We start from the raw sequence: 21043 nt of genomic DNA, 5'->3' as shown, positions 1-21043 counted from the left end.
GCCCACAATCAAACGGAGATGAAGGATAGGCGTCCCGTGGCGAGTGTCGGATATCTCGCCTTCTGCCTGCGGGAATCTGATATCTTGTCTCCCACCACAGGTCAAACCCGACAGGGTTGACCGGGGGGCCGGAAGCCGCACTGGCTCGCCCGGAGATGCGCAGGAAAGGCATCGTCGTGAGTCAATACATCATCACCATCGTGCCCGTTGAGGACGACGGTGAGGAGATCACTGGCCCGGTGGCCCAGACCGTCGTGCGTCTGGAGACCGGCAACGGCCACCCGGTCGTGCGGGAGTTGACCGTCCGCGCGCCGCAGAGCGCCGGTCTGACCGGAGAGCTGCCGTACGTCGACTTCGATGCCCTGCTGCGCGCCTTCATCCCCCCACAGGACCGGGACAGAAGTCGCGCCGAGGTCGCACCCCGTCCGGCCGTGACTGTCGGGCCGGTCCCCGCGACCACCGCCACCGCGCCCCGGCCGCAGCCGCCTCGACCGGCACGCCGCGCCGGCGAGCCGGACCGGCTCAGCCGGCTCAAGGCCGGTCGCGCGTACCGCCGGGCGCCCGACCCGGCGGACCTGGAGGCAGTCTACGAGCAGGTCGGCACGATCAGCCGCGTCGCCGAGCACTTCGACGTCCCGGTGCACACGGCACAGGGCTGGATCAGCCGTATGCGCCGCAAGCACGACACCGAGGTCAACGCCGGCTGACTCCGGGCTCGGCCGGCACGCCGGGCACCACGGCGAGGGCATCCACCACCGCCGGCGCCGCCCGGTCCAGCCAGCGCCCGATGCCGACCTCCGCCGTGTCGAACTCGCGCTCCAGCAGGCACAGGCCGGCCGTGGGCACGCACGCGCCCACCTCGGCCAGCAGGGCGCCCAGGTAGGTGTCCACGACGTGCCGGTGACCGGACCGGGCGGCGGTCATCAACGGCAGCGCCACCACCCCGGTGAGCGCGCCCCGGGGCAGCACGTCGACGAAGAGCTTCAACAGGCCGCTGTACGCCGCCTTGAACGTGGGGCTGGCAACCAGCAGCAACCCGGGCCGGCGTACCGCCTCCAGCACCTCGTCGAGGGTCTCCGGCCGGCTGCCCTGACCGACCAGCTCGGCCGTCAGCTCGGCCAGGTCGATCACCGTGGGCGCCGCGACCGGGGTCGGGCAGTGGGTCAGTCGGGAGTGCAGGGCCGCCGCGGTGGCAAGCGCGACTGTCCGCGTACGGGAATGGGGTTTGGGGTTGCCGATCAGCGCGGTCATCGGCAACTCCGCGGCGGGCCGGGTCATCGGCCCACCGCCAGCTCCGGGGTCCGGCGAGGGCCGGCGTGCGCGTCGGTCGCGGGATCGAGGAGCCCGTCGTGGCGCAGCAGCGGCACCACTCCCTCGCCGAACCAGTACGCCTCTTCGAGGTGCGGCTGCCCGGACAGGATCAGATGGTCCACCCCGGCGGCGTGGTACTCGGCGATCCGCTCGGCGACCTCCTCGTGGCTGCCCACCAGCGCCGCGCCGGCGCCGGGCCGGATCAGCGAGTAGCCCGCCCAGACGTTCGGGTACACCTCCATCCGGGCGTTGCCGTCGGCGTGCAGCGCCGCCGCCCGCCGCTGGCCCTCCGAGTCGGTACGGCCGAAGCGCTGCCGAGCGGCGGCGATCCGCGCCTCGTCGACGCCGGCCAGGAGCCGGTCCGCCTCCGCCCACGCCTCCCGCGCGGTGTCCCTGGTGATCACGTGCAGCCGACTCCCGGTGCGCAGTGTGCGGCCGACCTCCGCCGCCTGGTCGCGTGCTCGACCCAGCAGCTCGCCGAGCTGGGCAGGCGTCTCACCCCAGGCCAGATACACGTCCGCGTGCCGGGCGGCCGCCCGCTGCGCCGCCGGCGAGGATCCGCCCAGGAACACGGCCGGCGCGGTGGCCGGCGGCCGGGCCAGCAGAGCGGCCTTCACCCGGTAGTGCTCGCCGCTGTGGTCGACCGGTTCGCCGGCCCACAGTCCACCCAGGATGGTGAGGAACTCCTCGGCGCGGGCGTATCGGGCGTCGTGGTCCAGCCAGTCGCCGTAGCGGCGCTGCTCGTCCGGATCGCTGCCGGCCACGATGTTGAGCAGCACCCGGCCCCCCGAGACGCGTTGCAGCGACGCGGCCATCTGGGCGACGAGCGTGGGCGAGGCCAGCCCCGGCCGTAACGCGATCATGAACTTCAGTCGTTCGGTCTGCGCGGCGAGCGCGGACGCCACCACCCACGGGTCCTCGCAGAACAGCCCGGCGGGCGTGAGCACACTTGCGAAACCCAACCGGTCGGCGGCGCGCGCCACCTGCGCCAGATAGCCGATGTCCGGCGGGCGACGGGTGATCCGGGCCGGCCGGGCCCCGCGACCGCGGGCAGGCTCGGCCAGGTCACGGCCGTCTCCGTGCGTCGGCAGGAACCAGTGCAGGTCCAGTGGCATGGGGTCACTCCCCTTCCGGCGCGACGTCGAAGCGCGCGGGCATCGCGGTGACGGCGTTCATGAAGTTGGTCCGCATCCGGAGTACCGGCCCGGTCAGTCGGAGCCGGGCCAGCTGCGGACGGATCGCGGTGAGGAAGGCCGCCATCTCCAGCCGGGCCAGGTGCGCGCCCAGGCAGAAGTGCGGGCCGACACCGAACGCCAGGTGCGGGTTCGGATCGCGGGCGAGGTCCAGCCGATCGGGGTCGGTGAACGCGGCCGGGTCCCGGTTGGCCGAGGCGTAGTAGATGACGACCTTGTCCCCGGCGGCGATGCGGGTGCCGTCGAGGACTGTGTCGCGGGTGGCGGTACGCCGGAACTGCATGATCGGCGTGACCCAGCGCAGCAGCTCCTCGACCGCGCTCGCGGTCAGGTCGGGCTCGGCGATCAGCCGGTCCCGCTGCTCGGGGTGCTCCAGCAACGCCTGCACCCCGTTGGAGATCAGGTGCCGGGTGGTCTCGTTGCCGGCGATGACAAGCAGCAGCCACAACTGGCACAGCTGCGCGTCGGTCAGGCCCCGACCGTCGGCCTCGGCGTGCACGAGGAGGCTGAGCAGGTCGTCGGTGGGCGCGGCCCGTCGCTGGGCCGCCAGCTCCCGGACGTAGGAGAACGCCGCCGCGAAGGTGTCCCGGTAGCGCTGCACGCTGCCGCCGCCGTAGCGGGGATCGTCGAACCCGACCAGGTTGTTGCTCCAGTCGAACAGCAACCGGCGGTCCTCCCGTGGCACGCCGAGCAGGTCGGTGAGGACGAGCAGCGGCAGCTCGGCCGCGAGGTCCGCCACCACGTCGATGTCGCGCGCGGCCACCGCCCGGGCGACCACCTCCTCGGCGTGCCGGGTCACCAGCTCGCCCAGCCGGCCCACCGCGCGGGGCGTGAACGCCCCCGCCACCAGCCGCCGCACCCAGGCGTGCTCCGGGGCGTCCATGTTGATCAGAAGCTGCCGGTTGCGGTGCAGATCCTCAGGTGTCCGGGGGTCGGCGAGGAACGCCCCGCCGGCCGCCGACGAGAACGTCGCCGCGTCACGGGACACCTCGGACACCGCGGCGTGGCGGGTGACGGCCCAAAAACCCCGGCCCCGGGACCGCACCGAACGGTCCTGGTCGGTACGGGTCAGCTCGACCTCCTCGACCCACGCCACCGGCGCGTCCCGCCGGCGACGGGCGAACTCGTCGTGCGGCACGCCGCTCAGGTAGCTCGCCGGGTCGGCGAGCAGACCCGGCGACACCGAGGCCGGCCGGTAGCGGTCCCGCAACGCCCCGCGGGGCAGCTTGCCGGTGGGCTCGCGGGGGATCCGGTCGACCACCTCGTACGAGCGCGGCACCTTGAAGCCTGCCAGGCTGGTCCGGCAGTGCGCGTCGAGGACCTGCTCGACGCCCCGGGCCTGCCACGCCGGGTCGAGTTGCACCACCGCCCGGACCTGCTCGCCGAACTCCTCGTCCGGCACACCGATGACCACGCTGTCCTGCACCGCGGGGTGCGTCGACAGCACCGCCTCCACCTCGGCGGGATAGACGTTGACGCCGCCGGTGACGATCAGCTCCGCCGAGCGGCCGGTGAGGAACAGGTAGCCGTCGGCGTCCAGGTGGCCCAGGTCGCCGACGGTGAAGGTGTCCGGGGCGACGTGCGCCTGCTCGGTCTGCTCCGGGGCGTTGTGGTAGTGGAAACCCCGGCCCGGGGGCCGCCGCACGGCCACCCGGCCCTCCTGCCCGGCGGGCACCGGCCGGCCCTCGTCGTCGACCACCACCACCTCGGTCGGCGGCGCCGGCCGGCCCACAGTGCCCGGCCGGGCCAGCCAGGTGTGCGAGTCGGCGAGGGTGACGATGCCGGCCTCGGTCGCGGCGTAGTACTCCACGAACACCGGCCCCCACCATTCGATCATCGCCCGCTTGGTCTCCGGCGGACAGGGGCCCCCGCCGTGCCAGATCCGGGCCAGGCTGGCGCCGGAGAACGCCGCCCGGGTCGCCGCGTCGACCCGGAGCAGGCGGATGAACTGGGTCGGCACCAGATGACTGATCGTGATCTTCTCGTCGTCGATCACCCGCAGCACCTCGACCGGGTCGAACCCGCGGCGCAGCACCAGCCCACAGCCGCGCAGCAGCGGGAACTGGGCGAAGAACAACTGCGCCGAGTGGTACCAGGGACCGACAAGCAACGCCTGCCCCTGCGTCGGGATGCCCAGCCCCCCGCCGAGCGCCTCGGTGGTGGCGGCCACCCGATCGATCGGCGCGCCGACCTTGAGCAGCGGGTTGACCACGCCCTTGGGGCGTCCGCTGGTGCCCGAGGTGTAGAGCAGCACACCACCGGAGAGCGCCGCGACGGGCGGGCCCGCCGGCAGGTCGTCCACCGCCGTGCACCCGTCCCCGCCGTCGACTGTCACCAGCAGGTCGGGGCCGTCCGGTGTACGCGCCACCGCGTCGCGCACCGCCGGCGCGTACGCCGCCTCGGTGAGCACCGCCCGGGCGCCGCAGTCGGCCAGGATGTGGGCGATCTCCGGCGCGGTGAGGTGCCAGTTGACGGGCACCGCCACAAGTCCCGCGTGCACGCAGGCGAGCAGCGCCTCGAAGGTCTCGTGCCGGTTGCCGAGCACGAACGCCACCCGGTCACCGACGTCCAGGCCGGCCCCGCGCAGCACACCGATCCACCGGTCCACCGACCGGTCCAGCTCCGCCCACGTCCGGGTGGTCCGCTCGTCGGTCAGCGCGACGTCGCCGGCCCGGTCCCGGACCATCGTCTTCAGCAGCTCGGCCACTCGTCACTCCTGTCTGGGCGTCGTGCCGTGCGTGAGGTCGGGGCTGACGGCCAGGACGTGCTCCGCGACCGGCCGGAAGTTCAGTCGGGCGATCTGCGCGGTGCCGATGTCCGCCCGCGCGGCCCGGGCCGCGTCGGCGGGGATCACCACCAGGTCGCCCGCCGCCTGGGCGAGCAACTGCACCTGGCAGCAGCGGTCCATCGCCAGGAACCACCACGCCGCCTCGGCCACCGAGCCGCCGACCGTGAGCAGCCCGTGGTTGCGCAGGACGACTGCCTTGCCGGTGCCCAGCGTCGCCGCGATGCGGTCGCCCTCCGCGCCGTCGAGGACGACGCCGCCGTACTCGTCGTGGACCTCGTGGTCCTCGAAGAAGGCGCACGCGTCCTGGGTGATCGGCGCGAGCGGCCGGTCGAGCGCCGAGAACGCCCGACCGTTGATCGAGTGGGTGTGCGCGGCGGCCACCACATCCGGTCGGGCCTTGTGGATGGCCGAGTGGATGGCGTACCCGGCGGGGTTGATCCGGCCGGCGCCGTCGACCACGTCGCCGGTGTGGTCGACGCGCAGCAGGTCGTCGTCGCGCACGTGGGCGAAGTGCCTGCCGAACGGGTTGATCCAGAAGGTGTCCGGGTCGATCGGATCCCGGGCCGTGACGTGGCCACCCGCGCCCTCATCGAATCCCGCGAGGGCGAAGGCGCGCAGCGTGAGGACCAACTGCCGACGGCGGTGGGCACGCTCCTGCTCGGGGTTTCGTCGCTCAGCCACAGCCGCCTCCGGTGTCGGTGTCGTACCCGCCCACGCCCGCCGGCACCGCCGGGGGCGCGACGGGCGTGCCGGTCCGTTGGGCGTACGCGGCGAGGAAGTCGTCGACCCGGTCCACGCCCCAGAACCGGTGCGGGCCCAGCCGCAGGTAGGGGATGCCGAAGATGTCCTCCTCGTACGCCCGCAGCAGGCAGTGCGCCCCGGCGGCCCGGACCGTCTCGTCGTCCACCGCGCCGAGCACCACCGCCGGGTCCACCCCGGCCCGCTCGGCCACCTCGGAGATCACCCGCGGGGTGCACACGTCCTCGCCGCGCTGCCAGCGGGCGGCGATCACCTCCCGGTAGAACGCCTCCCCCGCGCCCTGTTCCCGGGCGGCCAGCCAGCCCAGGTGCGGGACCTCCCACCAGGGGTCGATGTCGATCGGCCAGCGCATCGCCAGGCCCAGCCGCTGGGCCTGGCGCTTGGCGTCCTGGAGCAGGTACAGGTGCTTTGGCTTGCTCATCTGCACGTAGTGGAAGGTGCCGCCGCGGGCTGTCAACGCCGCCTCGGTCCGCGCGTCCGGATCCCAGTAGGGGATGAACTCAAGCGTCTCCTGCGGCCGGCCCAGCGCCCGGGTCAGCCGCTCCACGGCCAGCCAGCTGTACGGGCTGCGGAAGGAGAAGTACAGCCGGGGCTGCTTGGCGGCCATCACCGCTGCCCGCCGGTCAGCGCCGCCACGGTGTCCTCGTCGAGGGTGGCGAGCCGGCCCGCCTCGGGGCCGCGGCTGACGGCGTACCCGTGCAGGATGCCTGCCGTCGCCACTCGGACCAGGCGGCCGTCGCGGACGACGTGGCAGTCCATGCGCGCGTCGTACGTGACGTCCTTGAGCACGTCGGTGACGGTGAAGCTGACCCACATCTGCTCGTCGAGGTGGGCGTCGCCGAGCACCTCGATGCGGGCGCGGGAGACCACCGGGATCCAGCCCCGCTCACGCAGCATCCGGCCCACCGACACGCCCCGGTCGGCGAGGTAGCGGTCCACCACCTCCTCCAGCAGCCGGACGTACCCGGAGTGCTGCATCCGCTGCGAGTACTGGCAGTAGAAGTAGGGCACCCGCCACGGCCACACGAAGCCCGCGCCGGCGGCGCGCAACGAGTCGACCGGGTCATCGCCCACCGCCGGCCCAGGCTCGCCGAGGGCCGGCTCCTCCGCGAGGCCCGCCAGCTCCACCGGCAGCGGCGTCGCCTGCGGTACGTCCGCCTCCCGCACCAGGGCCACCCGCACCCGGGCCCGGCACACGGTGACGTCGGCGTCGCGGCGTACGCCCATCCGCACCGCGAACCGTCCGTTGGCGGCGGGGGTCGCCACCACAGTCGCGGTGTCGTCGACGTCGAGGACGGCGGGCAGCAGCAGCGAGCAGTCCCGGATCGACAGCCCCACCCCGTGCTCGTGGTAGAGCCGGCCGGGGCCGTGGCCCCGCTCCCGGAACCACTGCAGCACGCCCTCGTCCACCAGGTACGCGAAGTGTTTGAACCCGATCCAGGTGCGGATGTTCGCGCCCTCGAACCCGGGTCGGGCGGACAGCGTCACTGATGCGTTCTCCACAGCCGTGGTCACGGCGTACCTCCTCGGATCGCGGGATCGGGGCAGACCTTCTCGACGAAGCCCGCGACGTGTCGGGCCACCTCGGCCGCCCGGTCGAGATGACAGAAGTGGTGGAAGTCCGGCTCCACGACGACGTGCGCGTCGGGCAGTTCGGCCCGCAGCGCGCCGACGCGCGGGCCGTCGAGGCCGGGGTCGCGGCCACCGGTGAGGACCATGGTCGGCACGGTCACCGCGTGCAGCGGCAGGCCGGCGGTCGCGGTGAAGTGGTCGAACAGCGTGGTGAAGCCGACCGGTCCGATCCGGTCCACCATGATGTCGCGCATCGCGGCCAGGGTCTCCGGGTCCAGGTCGGCCAGGCGGGAGCCGAGACGGTGGCGCAGCCCCTCGTCGATGATCTGCACGAAGTTGGCCTGCGCCCGCTCGTGCACGGCCCAGGTGATCGACAGGTCGGGCGGGCAGTAGAACGGCGCGATGAGCATCGCCGCGCGCGGCGCGACGTCCGGTTCGGTGGCGAGCATCTCCAGCACCGCGTTCGCGCCGAGCGAGTGGCCGACCACGACGTCCGGTGGCGTGGCCAGGGCGCGGACGGCGGCGGCGAGCCAGGCGCCGGGGGTGCCCCGACGCCGCCAGCGGTGGTCGGTGCCGGCCTTCCAGGGCAGCTCGGCCGCGAGCAGCCGCCAGCCGGTGGGCAGCCGCTGGGCCAGGGGCCGCCAACTGCGCCAGGTGTCGGACATGCCGTGCGCGAGCAGCACGGTGGGCGTCCCGGTGTCCGGGCCGGCGAGCCGGTGCACGGCGACCGGGGGTGGCGTGCCGTTCATCGCCGCGCCGCCCGGACGTCGAGTTCGCGCACGCCGTCGACGGCATCGCCGCAGCGGACCGTGACGGTCGGGGTGGCGCCGACCAGGCGTACGGCAAGCGCCGTGTGCACGACGCCTGCGGCGCCGTAGTGGTCAGCCGCCACGGCGGCCTCGTCGACAAGCGGGCCGCGCGGTGCGCCGTCGACGGGCACGCCCGCCCGGACCGGTCCCAGCAGGGCCAACGGGTGCGGCGCGGCGTCGGCCCGGCCGAGCAGCAGGCAGGCCGCCCCGGCGCGCAGCGGCACACCGGCGGTGGCGCCGTCCCGGGCGGAGTGCAGGGCCTGGGCCTGCGGGTCGTCCGGTTCGGCGCCGACCACGACGACCCGGTCGGCGCGGCCGGCGCGTAGCAGCAGGCAGGCGAGCCAGATCGCGTCCAGGCCGGCGGTGGCCCCGGAGCAGACGGTGAGGTTGGGTCCGCCGAAGCGGAACCAGATGGCGACCGCGCCGGCGATGACGTTGCTTGACGCGTTCGGCGCCTCCAGCGGGCCGACCTCGCGCGGGCCGCCTTCACGCAGCCGGCGGGCGATGTCGCCGACGGTGGCGACGTTGCCCAGGTTGGAGCTGACCACCACTGCGGTACGCGGATCCGCGGGCCCGCTCGGGCGGGGCGCCTTCGGCGCGAGGCCCAGCGCCCGGTGCACGGCGCAGAGGGCGAGCCGGGTGGCCGGCTCCTTGGCCAGCAGACCCTTGCGGCCGAGCAGGTCGGCGGCACGCTCCGGCGGGCAGTCGGGTTCCTCGTCGGCGGTCCACGCCCCGGCGACACCGGCCGGCCCGTCGACTCCGCGCCCGTCGACTCCACGCCCGTCGAGTCCGCGCCCGTCGACTCCACGCCCGTCGAGTCCGCGCCCGTCGACTCCGCGCCTGTCGAGTCCCGGCAGGTGCAGTGCCGCCGCGAGGACGGCTGCCACCGGGCGATCCGGGTCGGCCCCGGCGGTGCGACACGGATCGGTCGCGGTCGGGTCGTCCGCCGCGGACCGACCCGGGCGGGTCACCTCGCCCGGACGGCGGGACGCGGCCGGCGGCACGGTGCGGTCCGGTGTCGCCGCGAGGTGTCCGGCGTGGACGCGGCCGGCCATTACAGCGCCTCCAGGAGGGTGACGGCGTTGAGACCGCCGAAGCCGAACGCGTCCACCTGCGCCACCCGCACGTCGGCCCGTACGGCCTCGTCGCGGACCAGCCGCAGCGTGGCCGCCTCGGGCGCCGGCCGGGTCAGCCCGACCACCGGCGGCACCCGGCCGGCGCGCAGGATCTCGACGGCGACTGCGACGCTGAGCAGCGCCGACCCTCCCGACGTGTGGCCCACGGCGCCCTTCAGGGCGGTGACCAGGGGGCCGGGCTCGCAACCGGCGAACACCTGGGCGATGACGCGCGCCTCGGTCTCGTCGTTGAGCGTCGTGCCGGTGCCGTGCGCCAGCACCAGGTCGACCTGGTCGGGCCGGCGGTCGGCGCGGTGGTGGGCGTCGTGGACCGCCCGCAGGATGCCCGCCGGGTCGGGTGCCGTCTCGTGCCCGGCGTCGCAGGACAGCCCTGTGGCGAGCAGCCGGGCCAGCCCGTCGGGTCGTTCCGGCTGGACCACCAGGACTGCCGCGCCGTCGCCGAGCAGCACGCCGGCCCGGTCGGCGTCGAAGGGCTGCACCCGGCTGGTCGGGCGGCTGGCCACCCGGCCGATCATCGCCAGCATGGAGGCGCTGCTGCCGTCGGTGCCGCCGACAAGCACGGCGTCCGCCTCGCCGGTCTCCACCAGGTCCTGCGCCAGGGCGAGGGCGGAACCGCCGGCGCTGCACGCGTTGGCAAGGGTGACCACCCGCTGCACACCTGGCGCCGCGCCGGCGACGGCGTCGGCGAAGTGCAGCCGCTCGGCGGGGAAGTCCACCGAGCCGGCGAGGGCCGCCCGTTCCACCTCGGCCGACTCGCGCAGCCCGGTGCCGACGAGACTGACCACCCGCTGTCGACGTGGGTCGAGGTCGGCGGCGGCGAGGGCCTCGGCCACGCAGTCGCTCAGCCAGCGGCTCGGGCCGAACGGCCTGTCGTCGTCGATCGGGTAGCCATGACCGACCCCCACCCGGGCCGGGTCCGACCTGCGCAGCCCGGCGACGCCGCACGCGCCCCGCAGCAGGGCCGCGACTGTGGCCGCGCCGTCGCCGAAGCAGGTACGGACCGCGGTGGCGGTGATGGTCGCGGACATGTCCTACCCCCGCACCACTGCCGCGGCGACGGCGCCGTCGCGCGACCGCCCGACGATGAGCGCGGGCCGGCCGCGTGCGTCCGGGTCCTCGGCGTAGCGGCCCAGCAGCACGCCCAACGCCAGCGCGCCGGTGACGGACTGGCAGTCGCCGAGCGCCGGCCGCACCGACCACCGCTGCGCGGCCGCCGGCACCACCTCGGACAGGCTGTCGGCGTCGAGATCGCCGCTCGCGACGGCCCACACGTCGGCCGGGCGGACCTTCGCCGTGGCCAGCGCCCGACGGACGCAGCCGGCGAGCCCGTCGGCGCTGGGCTCCGGCTGGAATCCGGTGGCCACCGCGAGCACCTGGGCGCGTGGCGCCTCGGTGAGGCCGGGCGTCGGTCGGCGCAGCAGGTAGACCGCGGCGGCCTCACCGGCCGGGCCGGCGCCGGTCAGCTCCGCCGCCCAGGCCGTGTTCGGCGTGTACTCCTCCACCCCGCCGACCAGCAGGGCGTCGACGTAGCCCCGGCGCAGGGCGTTGAGCGCGTAACGCAGCGCGTACAGGAACGCGAGCGGGCCGCCGGCCACTGTGGCGTTGACGCCGCGCAGCCCGTAGCGGATCGCGGCCTGGCCGCTGGCGCAGTTCATCACCGTGTTCGGGAACAACACCGGGTTGACCAGGTACGGCTTGTCCTGCACGAGCGTCTCCCGCGAGAAGTCCATCGTGGACTTCAGGCTGCCGGTGGTGGTGCCCAGCACCACGCCGACGCGGTGCCGGTTGTCGTCGTCGGGGGTGAGCCCGCCGTCGGCCAGCGCCCGCCCGCAGGCCACCATCGCCAGCGCTGTCGCCCGGTCCAGGAAACTGGTGCCCTTGCGGCCCAGCAGCCGGCGTACGTCGAAGTCGGCTATCGCCGGCGCCTGCGCCGTGGGCAGCGGCTCGTCGAAACGGTCACGCACGTCGACACCGACGACGGCGCCGGCGCGTACGGCGGCCAGCAGCTCGGTGACCGAGTCCCCGGCCGCGCTGAGCACTCCCCAACCGGTCACCAGGCCGGTCACCGGATCGCTCCGAAGATCGTGATGGCGTTGTTGCCGCCGAACGCGAAGCCGTTGTTCTGCGCCACCCGCACCGTGGCCGGTCGGGCCGTGTTCGGCACCGGGTCGATCCACGACAGCTCCGGGTCGGGGTTGGCCCAGTTGATGGTGGGGGGCAGGAACCCGTGCCGGATGCCAAGCGTGGTGGCGATCGCGCCGAACCCGCTCGCCGCGCCCATCGTGTGGCCGAGCATCGACTTGATCGAGCTGACCGGCGGCACCCGGTCGCCGAACACCGCCCGGATGGCCCGCGCCTCGCACAGGTCGTTGGCGGGCGTGCCGGTGCCGTGGGTGCTGATGTAGTCGATGTCCTCCGGTTTGACCCCGGCGTTCTCCTGGGCCAGTCGCATGCACGCCGCGACGCTCTCCTCGTTGGGCGCGACCATGTGGTGGGCGTCGCAGTTGACGCCGTACCCGAGCACCTCGGCGTAGATCCGGGCGCCCCGGTCCTGCGCGTGCTTTAGGGTCTCCAGCACCAGGGCCGCGCCGCCCTCGCCGGTGAGGATGCCGGACCGGTCCCGGTCGAACGGCCGGCAGGCACGCTCGGTGAGCGCGCCGAGGCGGTAGAAGCCCGCGTGCGCCCACCGGCACACCGAGTCGGCGCCGCCGGCCACCATCACGTCCGCCTCACCCCAGCACAACAGGTCGTACGCGTACCCGATGGCGTAGTTGCTCGCCGAGCAGGCGGTGGTGAGGGTGACCGACTCCCCGGCCAGCCCCAGCTCCGCGCTCACCGCGTAGGACAGCCGCTCGGCCGGCGCCTGCCGCAGCGCCTCGGCGGACATGGCCGGGTAGCCGCCGGCCACCAGTTCGGCGGTGAGCTGTTCCACCACCGTGGACTCGCCACTCGTGGTGCCGACGACCGCGCCGACACGCGCCGGGTCGGTGGCCGGCAGCGACAGACCCGCGTCCATCGCCGCCAGCCGGGCAGCGGCCGCCGCGAACAGCGCCGAGCGGCCCCAGTCGGCGACCCGCAGCCGGCGCAGCAGCGCCTCCGGTCGGAACGCGGGCACCTCGCCTGCCCAGTGGTGCGGGAACCCGCTCGCGTCGAAGCTCGTGATGGGCGCGGCGGCCGACCGGCCGGACCGCAGCCCGGCCGTGAACTCGTTCACGCCGATGCCGATGCCGGACACCGGCCCGAGCCCGGTGACGACCACGCGGTGCACGGTCAGTCCTGCCAGCCGGCGTGTCGCGCCACGACCTCGTGGACGGCCTTGAGGCTGCGCATCTCGTTCAACTCGGCCTGCGGGATCTCCACCTTGTACTTCTTCTCGATCCGGGCCAGGATCTCGATCGCCCGCAACGAGTCCGCCTCGTACTCCTCGACGAAGTCGGCGGTGTCGGCGACCTCCTCGGGCTCCAACTCGAGCACCTCCGCCACGATCTCCCGCAGCTCCGCCACGTGCGTGTCGCGTTCACTCATTCCGGTTCCCTCTTCCTCTCATCGTTTCCGCTCCGCGACGGCGTCGGCCGGTCGGACGACCGCCATCATCGAGCCGAACTCCGCCACCTGGTCGGTCCCGACCCAGCTGGATCCGGTGGCGAACGCGGCGCCGTGCACGACCTGTTCCAGTCGCACCCGGTGCCGGATCACGTCGCCCGGGTACACCGGGCGCAGCAGCGCGCAGTCACGGGCCGCGGTGAACATCGGCAGCCCGGTCGTGCCCGGTCCCCGCGACAGCAGCCAGAGCACCGCAGCGCCCTGACCGAACGACTCGATCAGCAGCGACGCCGGGTACGCGTACCTGTCGGGGCCCTGTCCCTCGGCGATCCCCCGGTAGCAGGGCTCGCAGCCGGTGACCGCCTTGACCGCCTCCAGGCTCACTCCCGGCTCGACGCTGTCGACCCGGTCGAGCAGCAGCATCGGGTACCGGTGCGGCAGCAGGGCCCGTAGCTCGCCGTGGCCGAGTCTCATCAGGCGTTTCCGCCGTCCGCGCCCGGCCAGCGGTAGACGGCACGCACCGTGGCCGCGTGGACCCCGTCGCCGCGTACGCACCTGGCGGTGACGTCGAAGGACTGGTCCTCGCCGACCGGGCCGACCGACGCCTCGACGGTGAGCGTGTCGCCGGCCAGCAGCGGCGCCAGGAACCGGGCGGAGCGCAGCAGGTGCAGGTCGGGCAGCCGCCCGGCGCAGTAGCCGACGGCCGCCGTCACGGCCTGCCCGATCGTCTCCAGGGTGAACACCCCCGGATAGACGGTCAGCTCGGGGAAGTGCCCGGCCAGGTAGACGTCTGTGGCGTCGACTGTGGTGCCGGCGCGCAGGCCGATCCCGCCGCGCGGCCCGGCCGACACCTCGACCCACTCGATCGCCGGCAGGGGCGCCGCCGCGGCCTCGTACGTGTCGACGGGGCGGGTCGCGGCGCTGAACGCGGGTGCGGCGGTCACAGCACGATCCCCCCGTCCACGCGGATCACCTGGCCGGTGATGTAGGTGGCGCGTTCGGAGAGCAGGAACTCGACCAGGTCGGCGACGTCGGCGGGTGCGCCGAAGCGGCCCAGCGGGATCTGTCCCAGCGCCTGTTCGCGCAGCTTGGCCGGCAGCGCGGCGGTCATGTCGGTCTCGATGAAGCCGGGGGCAACCACGTTCACCCGTACGCCGTAGCCGGCGACCTCCTTTGCCAGCGACAGGCTGAGTCCGATGATGCCGGCCTTGCTGGCGGCGTAGTTGGTCTGCCCGGTGTTGCCGGTGACCCCGGCGACCGAGGACAGGTTGACGATCGCGCCGCGGCGTCGCTTGAGGAAGCGGAACGCGACGGTCCGGCAGGTGTTCCAGGTGCCGGTGAGGTTGGTGCCGATCACGTCGTGCCACTCGTCCGGGGCCATCAGCACCAGCGGTCGGTCCCGGGTGATGCCGGCGTTGTTGACAAGCGCGGTGAGCGGCCCGAGGTGCCGCTCGGCGGCGGTGACGAACGCGTCGACGGCGGTCGGGTCGGTCACGTCGCACGGCCCGAACCACGACCCGACCCCGTACGCCTCGACCTCCGCCCGGGTCTTCTCGGCGGCCTCGCTGGGCGCGCTGTAGCAGCCCGCCACCGCGTACCCCTGCGCGGCGAGCCGCAGCGCGACGGCCCGGCCGATTCCGCGGGACACCCCGGTCACCAGCGCGCAACGCGGCGCGTCACCTGCCGTTGTCATGTCACCCCCTGCTCATCCGATGGCCCGTTGCGCGCGCAGCCGTTCCCGCGTGGCCGCGTCGACGCCCACCTCGTCGAGAACCCGGTCGGTGTCCGCGCCGGGCTCGGGGGCGCCGGAGCGGACGGCTGTCGGTGTCCGGGAGAACTTGACCGCCGGCCCGGTCAGCGGCGCGGTGCTGCCGTTGGACAGCACCGTCTCCTGCACCATGGCGCGCGCGTGGACCTGCGGGTCGGTCGCTGCCTCGGCGAAGGTCCGCACCCGCTCGGCGGTGATCCCGTTGGCGTCGAGGGTGTCGACCACCTCGGCGCAGGTCCGCCCGGCGCACCAGTCGGCGAGTACCGCGTTGACGGTGGGGCGGTTGCCGCGGCGTTCCTCGTTCGTCGCGTACCCGGGTGCGCGGGCCAGTTCCGGGCGGCCGACGACCTCGGCCAGTCGACGCCAGGAGCGGTCCAGGGCGACTGCCACGTAGACGTGGCCGTCGGCGCAGCGGAAGCAGCCGGCCGGCACCACGAAGTCGGCCTGGTCGCCCCAGCGGCGCAACGGCACCCCGGTCGCGCCGAGGGTCAGGTAGCCGTTGCTGGAGAACAGCAGCGAGTCGAGCATGCTCACGTCGACGTGCTGACCCTCGCCGGTGCGGTCGCGGTGGCGCAGCGCGGCGAGCGCACCGATCACCGCGTGCAGGCCGGCGAGGTCGTCGGCGAGGAAGGTGGGCGACTTCAGCGGCGCGCCGTCGGGTTCGCCGTTGAGGGCCATCCAGCCGGCTGCGGCCTGGGTGGTCGGGTCGTACCCGGGTCGCTGCGCGTCGGGGCCGTACTGGCCGTAGCCGGAGACGGAGACCAGCACCACGTCCGGCCGGACCTCCCGGCACTGCGCGTAGCCGACGCCCCAGGCGTCGAGCGTCCCGGGCTTGTAGTTCTCCACCACCACGTCGGCAGTGGCGACGAGTCGCAGGAACACCTCGGCCGCGCCGGGGCGGCGCAGGTCCAGCCCGATGCTGCGTTTGTTGCGGTGCACGCTCTGCCGGAACCAGGACAGGCCGGTGCCGGGGATGTCCGGGGGCATCAACCCCTCCCGGTTGCCGGGCATCTCCACCCGCAGGACGTCCGCGCCGAGGTCGGCCAGGACGCAACTGGCGATCGGGCCGGACCAGACCTTCGTGACGTCCAGGACCCGTACGCCGTGCAACGGCCCGGTCAGGTCGTGCCGGGCGTCGGCGTAGAAGTCCGCGGCGTCGCGGGTGGGCGCGGTACGCGTCTCGGTGTCCATGCCGCCTACTCCCGCACCAGCAGCGACGCCGTGCCGAGCGAGCCGCCGCAGCACATGGTGACCATTGCCGCCTCGCCGTCGGCGCGTTCCAGCTCGTGCAGGGCGGTCACCAGCAACCGGGTGCCGCTGCTGCCCAGCGGATGCCCGAGCGAGATGGCGCCGCCGTTGACGTTCACCCGGTCCAGGTCGGCGTCGTGGTGCGCCGCCCAGGACAGCACGACCGCGGCGAACGCCTCGTTGACCTCGACGACGTCGATGTCGGCGAGGGTCATGCCCGCGCGCTTGAGCAGCTTGCGGGTGGCCACCGTCGGACCGTCGAGCAGGTAGTAGGGGTCGGCGCCGGTGACGACCTGCTGCGCGAGCCGGGCCCGGGGCCGTAGGCCGTGCGCGGTGGCCCGCTCCCGCGACATCCACAGGATCGCCGCGGCGCCGTCGGAGATCTGCGAGGTGGTGCCGGCGGTGTGGATGCCGTCCGGGAGCACCGGACGCAGCGCCGCCAGCCCTTCCGCTGTGGTCTCGCGGATGCCCTGGTCGGTGTCGACGCACGTGCCGTCGGGCAGCGGCACCGCTGTGATCTCCCGCCCGAAGCGGCCCTCGTCACGGGCCCGCGCCGCGCGCTGCTGCGAGCGCAGCCCGTAGGCGTCGGCGTCCGCGCGGGTCAGCCCCTGCCGGGCCGCGATCCGCTCGGCGCCGCCGAACTGCGCCTTCGGCGGATCGTCGTACGGGTAGTCGGGTGTCTTGTAGTGCCCCGGCCCCTGGTAGAGGTTGGTGCCGACGGGCACCCGGCTCATCGACTCCACGCCGCAGGCGATGCCCACGTCGATGGCGCCTGCGGTGATGAGCGCCGCGATCAGGTGGTTGGCCTGCTGCGCGGAGCCGCACGAGGTGTCGACGGTGCTCGCCCCGACCTCGTAGTCGAGCCCACTGTCGAGCCAGGCGTTGCGGGTGACGTTGAGACTCTGTTCGCCGACCTGCGTGACGCAACCGCCGATGATCTGCTCCACCTCGCCGGGTTCGACGCCGGCCCGGTGGAGCACCTCGACCTGGACGTGTCGCAGTAACTGCACGGCCTTCAGGCCGGACAGCACACCGTCGCGCCGGCCGATCGGCGTCCGCACCGCCTCGACGATCACCGCCTCCGGCATGGACTCCCCCTCCTGGTCGACGCGTGGTGGTTCGCGGGTGCTCAGGCCGGGACGAGCCGGACGCGCAGCTCCTCCAGGCCCCGGAACGTGCTGCTGTGCCGCCACTCGAGGTCGATCTCGTCGGCGTCCGGGTCGGCCAGCTCGATCACCGCGAACCGGTCGAGCAGGCGGCGGAAGGCGATCTGCCCCTCGGCGCGGGCGAGCTGCGCGCCGAGGCAGTGGTGGGGGCCCCAGGCGAACGACAGCGGCGTCTCCGGCGGTTCGGCGCCGGCGAAACGGGCGATGTCGAGCCGGTCCGGGTCGGCGTAGCGGGCCGGGTCACGGTTGGCCGCGCCGATCAGGGTGATCACGTGTTCGCCGCTTCTGAGCGGGGTGCCGTCGACGAATGTGGTGTCCTCGAACGCGGCACGCCCCAGCACGTGCACCGGGGAGTCGAAGCGCAGCAGCTCCTCGACCGCGGAGCGGGTCAGCTCCGGTTCGGCGCGCAGCCGCTGCAACTGGTCCGGGTTGCGGCACAGCGCGTGCGTGCCGAGGCCGATCAGGTCGGTCATGGTCTGGAATCCCGCGCCGAACAGCAGCACGATCACCTGGATCAGCTCGTCGACCGACAGCCGGTCGCCGTCGATCTCGACCTGGCCGAGCGCGGACGCGAGGTCGTCGCGGGGGTCCTCGCGGCGCTTGCGGACCAGGTCGGCGAAGTACTCCTCCATCTCGCCGAGCGCCTGGTCGGATGCCTTGAGCACCTCCTCCGGGGCGAAGATCTCCAGCCCGCCGGACGCGGCGCGGGTGAGCCGGCGCAGCAGCGGCCAGTCCTCCGGCGGCACGCCGACCAGCTCACCGATCACCATGACCGGCAGCGGGAAGCCGAACGAGCCGACGATGTCGACCTCGCCGCCACCGGGGCCGATGCGGGCGGTGATGTCGTCGAGCAGGCCGTCGACGAAGGCGGCCAGTCGGGGACGCAGGGTCTCGGTGCGGCGCGGGGTGAACACCCGGCTGACCAGCCCACGCAGCCGGGTGTGCTCCGGCCCGTCGAGGAACAGCAGGGTGCGGGCGCCCTCGCGGCCGCGGGAGTCGCCCATCCGGGGGCGCTGGGCCGACTTGTCCAGCGACGGGTTGCGCAGCGCGGCCCTGCAGTCGTCGTACGCGGTGAGCACCCAACCCACACCCTGACCGGGCTGTTCCATCCGGTACTTCGCCGCCGCGGTTCGCAGCGCGTGGTAGTGCGGGTACGGGCTGCTGACGGTGGCCGGAGCCTTCATCAGCAACTCCATCGCGATGATCCGGGGGTCAGCGCTCACCACGGTCTCGGTCATGGCTCGGAAGCCTAATAGTGTTTCGCGTATCTCGGAAGTACTTGTTTCTTGTATCTTTGGTTGAGCATACTGGCGGGCATGACCTCGGCCCGTACCGGCTTGCCGCCGAGATTCGACGCCCGTGACCCGGCCGTGCTGGCCGACCCCTACCCCACCTACGCGGCGCTGCGGGCGGCCGGCCCGTTGTGCCGGATGGGCCCGGGAAGCTGGGGCGTCACCCGCTACGCCGACGTCGCCCGGCTGGTCCGCGACCCGCGCCTGGGCAGCGAGTTCCCCGCTACCTACCACCGGATGTCGGCAGGCGACGGCGCGGCCGGCGACTTCTTCGGCAGCATCATCCTCTACCGCGACCCGCCCGAGCACGGCCGACTGCGCCGACTGATGGCCAAGGCGTTCAGCCCCGCCCTGGTCCGCCGGCTACGCCCCCGGATCGAGCAGATGGTCACCGAGCTGCTCGCCCCGGCGACCCGCACCGGAGGCTTCGACGCGGTCTCGGATCTCGCTTTTCCCCTGCCGGTGATGGTGGTCTGCGCCCTGATGGGCATCCCACCGGCCGACCACGAGCGCATCCGCCCGTACGCGCTGGATTTGAGCAAGGCGTTCGCCGCGATCGTGCCCGACGACGACCGCCCGGCCGCCGACCGGGCCGTCGAGTGGCTGCGCGGCTACCTCGGCGACATCCTCGACAGGCGTCGCGCCGAACCCGGCGAGGACCTGCTGTCGCGGATGCTCGCCGCGACCGACGACGACGGCGCCGTGCTCGACCACGACGAGATCGTGGACAACGCGGTCTTCGCCTTCTTCGCCGGCTTCGAGACCACCACCAACCTCATCGCCACCGGGGTGGCCGCCCTGCTCGACCACCCCGACCAGCTCGCCCTGCTCCGGTCGGACCCGACCCTGACCCCACAGGCGGTGGAGGAGTTCCTGCGCTACGACGCCCCGATCCAGGGCGTCGCCCGCCTCGCCCGGGAGGACCTGGACGTCGGCGACCGCACCATCCGCGCCGGGCGGGTGCTGATCCTGCTGCTCGGCAGCGCCAACCGCGACCCCGACCAGTTCGCCGCGCCGGACCGCCTCGACATCACCCGGGCGGAGAACCCGCACCTGTCCTTCGGCGGCGGCATCCACCACTGCCTCGGCGGCTACCTGGCCCGGGTGGAGGCGCAGGTCGCGTTCGAGACCCTGCTGCGCACGTTCGGCACGCTGACCCCGGCCGGCCCGGCCCGTCGGCAGACCGACGGGACGCTGCGCTCGTACGCCAGTGTGCCCGTGGCGGTGCGGCCGTGAGCCCCCCCGGCCGCGTCCTGCCGGCGCGGATGGACCCGCTCGCGCCCGAGGTCGTCGCCGACCCCTACCCGACGTACGCGCGGATGCGGGCGGCCGGCCCGCTGTGTCGCTTCGGGCCGGCGAGCTGGGGTGTGACCCGGCACCGGGACGTGGCCGCGCTGCTGCGCGACCGCCGGCTGAGCAACACCTTCCCGCAGGACGACCCGCAGTTCCGGATGGCACAGGACCTCTCCCGCGAGGTCTTCCGCCGCATCATCCCCACCCGCGACCCGGACGACCACAGCCGCCTGCACCAGCAGGTCGTTCGCGCGTTCAGCCCCGGCGTGGCCCGACGCACCGCGAGCCGCGTCGGCGACCTCGTCGACGAGCTGCTCACCCCGGCGCTGGACACCCGCCGAATGGACGCCGTGGCCGACCTGGCGTTCCCGGTCGCCGCGACAGTCGTGTGCGAACTCATCGGCCTGCCGGCGGCGCGGACCCGGGCCGAGGTCTGGCCCCGCTCGGCGGCGCTGGGCCGGGCCTTCACCCCGTTCCTTCCCGAGGCCGACCGCGCGGCGGCCGACGAGGCCCTCGCGTGGCTGCGCGGGTACGTCCGCGACCTGCTCGCCGACCGGCACGCCGACCTCGGCGGCGACCTGCTCGACCGGATGCTCGCCGTGGCCGACCCGGCCGAGGGGATCGAGGAGGTCGTCGACAACATCGTCTTCCTCTGCTTCACCGGCTACGAGACGACGATGAACATGGTCTGCACCGGCAGCATCGCCCTGGCCGACCGGCCCGACGAGTGGCGTCGGCTGCGCGCCGACCCGTCGCTCTCCGCCACCGCGGCCGAGGAGTTCGTCAGGTTCGACTCCCCGATCCAGTACACGGCGCGGCTGGCACTGGAGCCGATCCCGGTCGGCGACCGGGTGATCCGTCCCGGTCGGTCGGTCTTCCTCCTGCTCGGCTGCGCCAACCACGACGAGGACGTCTTTCCAGACCCGGGTCGCGTCGACATCGGCCGCCATCCCAACCCGCACGTCGGCTTCGGCGGCGGCGTGCGCGGCTGCCTCGGCGCCGCGCTGGCCCGCATCGAGGGAGCGGTGGTCTTCGAGCGGCTCGCGCGGCGGCTCACCGGCCTCGACCTGGCCGCGGATCCGGTGCGCGAGCCCAGCGCCCTCTTCCGGTCGTACGCGTCGATCCCGCTCGCCGTCGCCCCCGCCTGAGCGGGCGCCGGGCCGCA

At 73.9% G+C, this 21043-nt stretch carries 21 protein-coding genes; 3 read left to right on the top strand and 18 right to left on the bottom strand.

The features are described 5' to 3' along the window. The first annotated feature begins 200 nt into the window (after positions 1-200). Complete coding sequence (locus OOJ91_RS03710) at positions 201-707, top strand: hypothetical protein (RefSeq protein WP_266242442.1); 507 nt, start codon at positions 201-203, stop codon at positions 705-707. Here the strand turns inward: OOJ91_RS03710 and OOJ91_RS03705 are convergent. The 18 genes from OOJ91_RS03705 to OOJ91_RS03620 are packed head-to-tail and all read right to left on the bottom strand — an operon-like array spanning position 694 to position 18531. Next, positions 694-1278, bottom strand: a complete 585-nt coding sequence (locus OOJ91_RS03705) for an NAD(P)H-dependent oxidoreductase (protein ID WP_266242440.1) — start codon at positions 1276-1278, stop codon at positions 694-696. The genes OOJ91_RS03710 and OOJ91_RS03705 overlap by 14 nt on opposite strands. Next, on the bottom strand, positions 1275-2426 hold the full coding sequence (locus tag OOJ91_RS03700; RefSeq protein ID WP_266242438.1) for an LLM class flavin-dependent oxidoreductase: 1152 nt from the start codon (positions 2424-2426) through the stop codon (positions 1275-1277). Before OOJ91_RS03700 ends, OOJ91_RS03705 begins: the two co-directional genes overlap by 4 nt. 4 nt (positions 2427-2430) lie before the next feature. Beyond that, on the bottom strand, positions 2431-5211 hold the full coding sequence (locus tag OOJ91_RS03695) for a cytochrome P450 (RefSeq protein ID WP_266242435.1): 2781 nt from the start codon (positions 5209-5211) through the stop codon (positions 2431-2433). A gap of 3 nt (positions 5212-5214) precedes the next feature. Beyond that, positions 5215-5973, bottom strand: a complete 759-nt coding sequence (locus OOJ91_RS03690; protein WP_266242433.1) for a class II aldolase/adducin family protein — start codon at positions 5971-5973, stop codon at positions 5215-5217. Beyond that, a complete protein-coding gene (locus OOJ91_RS03685; protein WP_266242431.1) occupies positions 5966-6658 on the bottom strand; it encodes a 2-hydroxychromene-2-carboxylate isomerase in 693 nt (230 codons plus the stop codon). The genes OOJ91_RS03690 and OOJ91_RS03685 overlap by 8 nt, the downstream gene beginning before the upstream one ends. After that, the gene (locus OOJ91_RS03680) at positions 6658-7566 is read right to left on the bottom strand and encodes an acyl-CoA thioesterase (protein WP_266242429.1); all 909 of its coding nucleotides are present in this window, start codon (positions 7564-7566) and stop codon (positions 6658-6660) included. Before OOJ91_RS03680 ends, OOJ91_RS03685 begins: the two co-directional genes overlap by 1 nt. Next, positions 7563-8372, bottom strand: coding sequence for an alpha/beta fold hydrolase (locus OOJ91_RS03675; RefSeq protein WP_266242426.1), 810 nt, complete (start codon positions 8370-8372; stop codon positions 7563-7565). The genes OOJ91_RS03680 and OOJ91_RS03675 overlap by 4 nt, the downstream gene beginning before the upstream one ends. After that, positions 8369-9487 (bottom strand): beta-ketoacyl synthase N-terminal-like domain-containing protein, encoded by a 1119-nt coding sequence (locus tag OOJ91_RS03670; protein ID WP_266242425.1) that lies wholly within the window; start codon positions 9485-9487, stop codon positions 8369-8371. Before OOJ91_RS03670 ends, OOJ91_RS03675 begins: the two co-directional genes overlap by 4 nt. Next, positions 9487-10596, bottom strand: a complete 1110-nt coding sequence (locus OOJ91_RS03665) for a beta-ketoacyl synthase N-terminal-like domain-containing protein (RefSeq protein ID WP_266242423.1) — start codon at positions 10594-10596, stop codon at positions 9487-9489. The genes OOJ91_RS03670 and OOJ91_RS03665 overlap by 1 nt, the downstream gene beginning before the upstream one ends. A gap of 3 nt (positions 10597-10599) precedes the next feature. Next, a complete protein-coding gene (locus OOJ91_RS03660) occupies positions 10600-11634 on the bottom strand; it encodes a beta-ketoacyl synthase N-terminal-like domain-containing protein (RefSeq protein ID WP_266242420.1) in 1035 nt (344 codons plus the stop codon). After that, positions 11631-12836: a beta-ketoacyl-[acyl-carrier-protein] synthase family protein gene (locus OOJ91_RS03655; protein WP_266242417.1), complete on the bottom strand. Its 1206-nt coding sequence runs from the start codon at positions 12834-12836 to the stop codon at positions 11631-11633. The genes OOJ91_RS03660 and OOJ91_RS03655 overlap by 4 nt, the downstream gene beginning before the upstream one ends. Positions 12837-12838: 2 nt before the next feature. Then, positions 12839-13093 (bottom strand): acyl carrier protein, encoded by a 255-nt coding sequence (locus tag OOJ91_RS03650; RefSeq protein WP_266242414.1) that lies wholly within the window; start codon positions 13091-13093, stop codon positions 12839-12841. Between the two features lie 18 nt (positions 13094-13111). Next, positions 13112-13585, bottom strand: coding sequence for a 3-hydroxyacyl-ACP dehydratase FabZ family protein (locus tag OOJ91_RS03645; protein ID WP_266242413.1), 474 nt, complete (start codon positions 13583-13585; stop codon positions 13112-13114). After that, entirely contained in the window at positions 13585-14055 is a 471-nt protein-coding gene (locus OOJ91_RS03640; protein WP_266242410.1) for a hypothetical protein, read from the bottom strand. Before OOJ91_RS03640 ends, OOJ91_RS03645 begins: the two co-directional genes overlap by 1 nt. Beyond that, the gene (gene fabG, locus OOJ91_RS03635; protein WP_266242408.1) at positions 14052-14804 is read right to left on the bottom strand and encodes a 3-oxoacyl-[acyl-carrier-protein] reductase; all 753 of its coding nucleotides are present in this window, start codon (positions 14802-14804) and stop codon (positions 14052-14054) included. Before fabG ends, OOJ91_RS03640 begins: the two co-directional genes overlap by 4 nt. 12 nt (positions 14805-14816) lie before the next feature. Further along, positions 14817-16070: a CaiB/BaiF CoA transferase family protein gene (locus tag OOJ91_RS03630; protein ID WP_266242406.1), complete on the bottom strand. Its 1254-nt coding sequence runs from the start codon at positions 16068-16070 to the stop codon at positions 14817-14819. Between the two features lie 5 nt (positions 16071-16075). Beyond that, positions 16076-17215: a steroid 3-ketoacyl-CoA thiolase gene (locus tag OOJ91_RS03625; RefSeq protein ID WP_266242404.1), complete on the bottom strand. Its 1140-nt coding sequence runs from the start codon at positions 17213-17215 to the stop codon at positions 16076-16078. A 41-nt stretch (positions 17216-17256) separates the two neighbouring features. Continuing rightward, complete coding sequence (locus OOJ91_RS03620; protein WP_266242402.1) at positions 17257-18531, bottom strand: cytochrome P450; 1275 nt, start codon at positions 18529-18531, stop codon at positions 17257-17259. Between the two features lie 78 nt (positions 18532-18609). Between OOJ91_RS03620 and OOJ91_RS03615 the strand changes: the two genes are divergently transcribed. Together OOJ91_RS03615 and OOJ91_RS03610 are read left to right on the top strand one after the other, a co-directional pair. Beyond that, entirely contained in the window at positions 18610-19821 is a 1212-nt protein-coding gene (locus tag OOJ91_RS03615) for a cytochrome P450 (RefSeq protein ID WP_266242401.1), read from the top strand. Then, positions 19818-21026, top strand: coding sequence for a cytochrome P450 (locus OOJ91_RS03610; RefSeq protein ID WP_266242399.1), 1209 nt, complete (start codon positions 19818-19820; stop codon positions 21024-21026). Before OOJ91_RS03615 ends, OOJ91_RS03610 begins: the two co-directional genes overlap by 4 nt. The last annotated feature ends 17 nt before the right edge of the window (positions 21027-21043 follow it).

Origin of the sequence: Micromonospora lupini (assembly GCF_026342015.1) — a bacterium.
Lineage (GTDB): Bacteria > Actinomycetota > Actinomycetes > Mycobacteriales > Micromonosporaceae > Micromonospora > Micromonospora lupini_B.
This window is presented reverse-complemented; position numbering and strand designations above follow the sequence as displayed.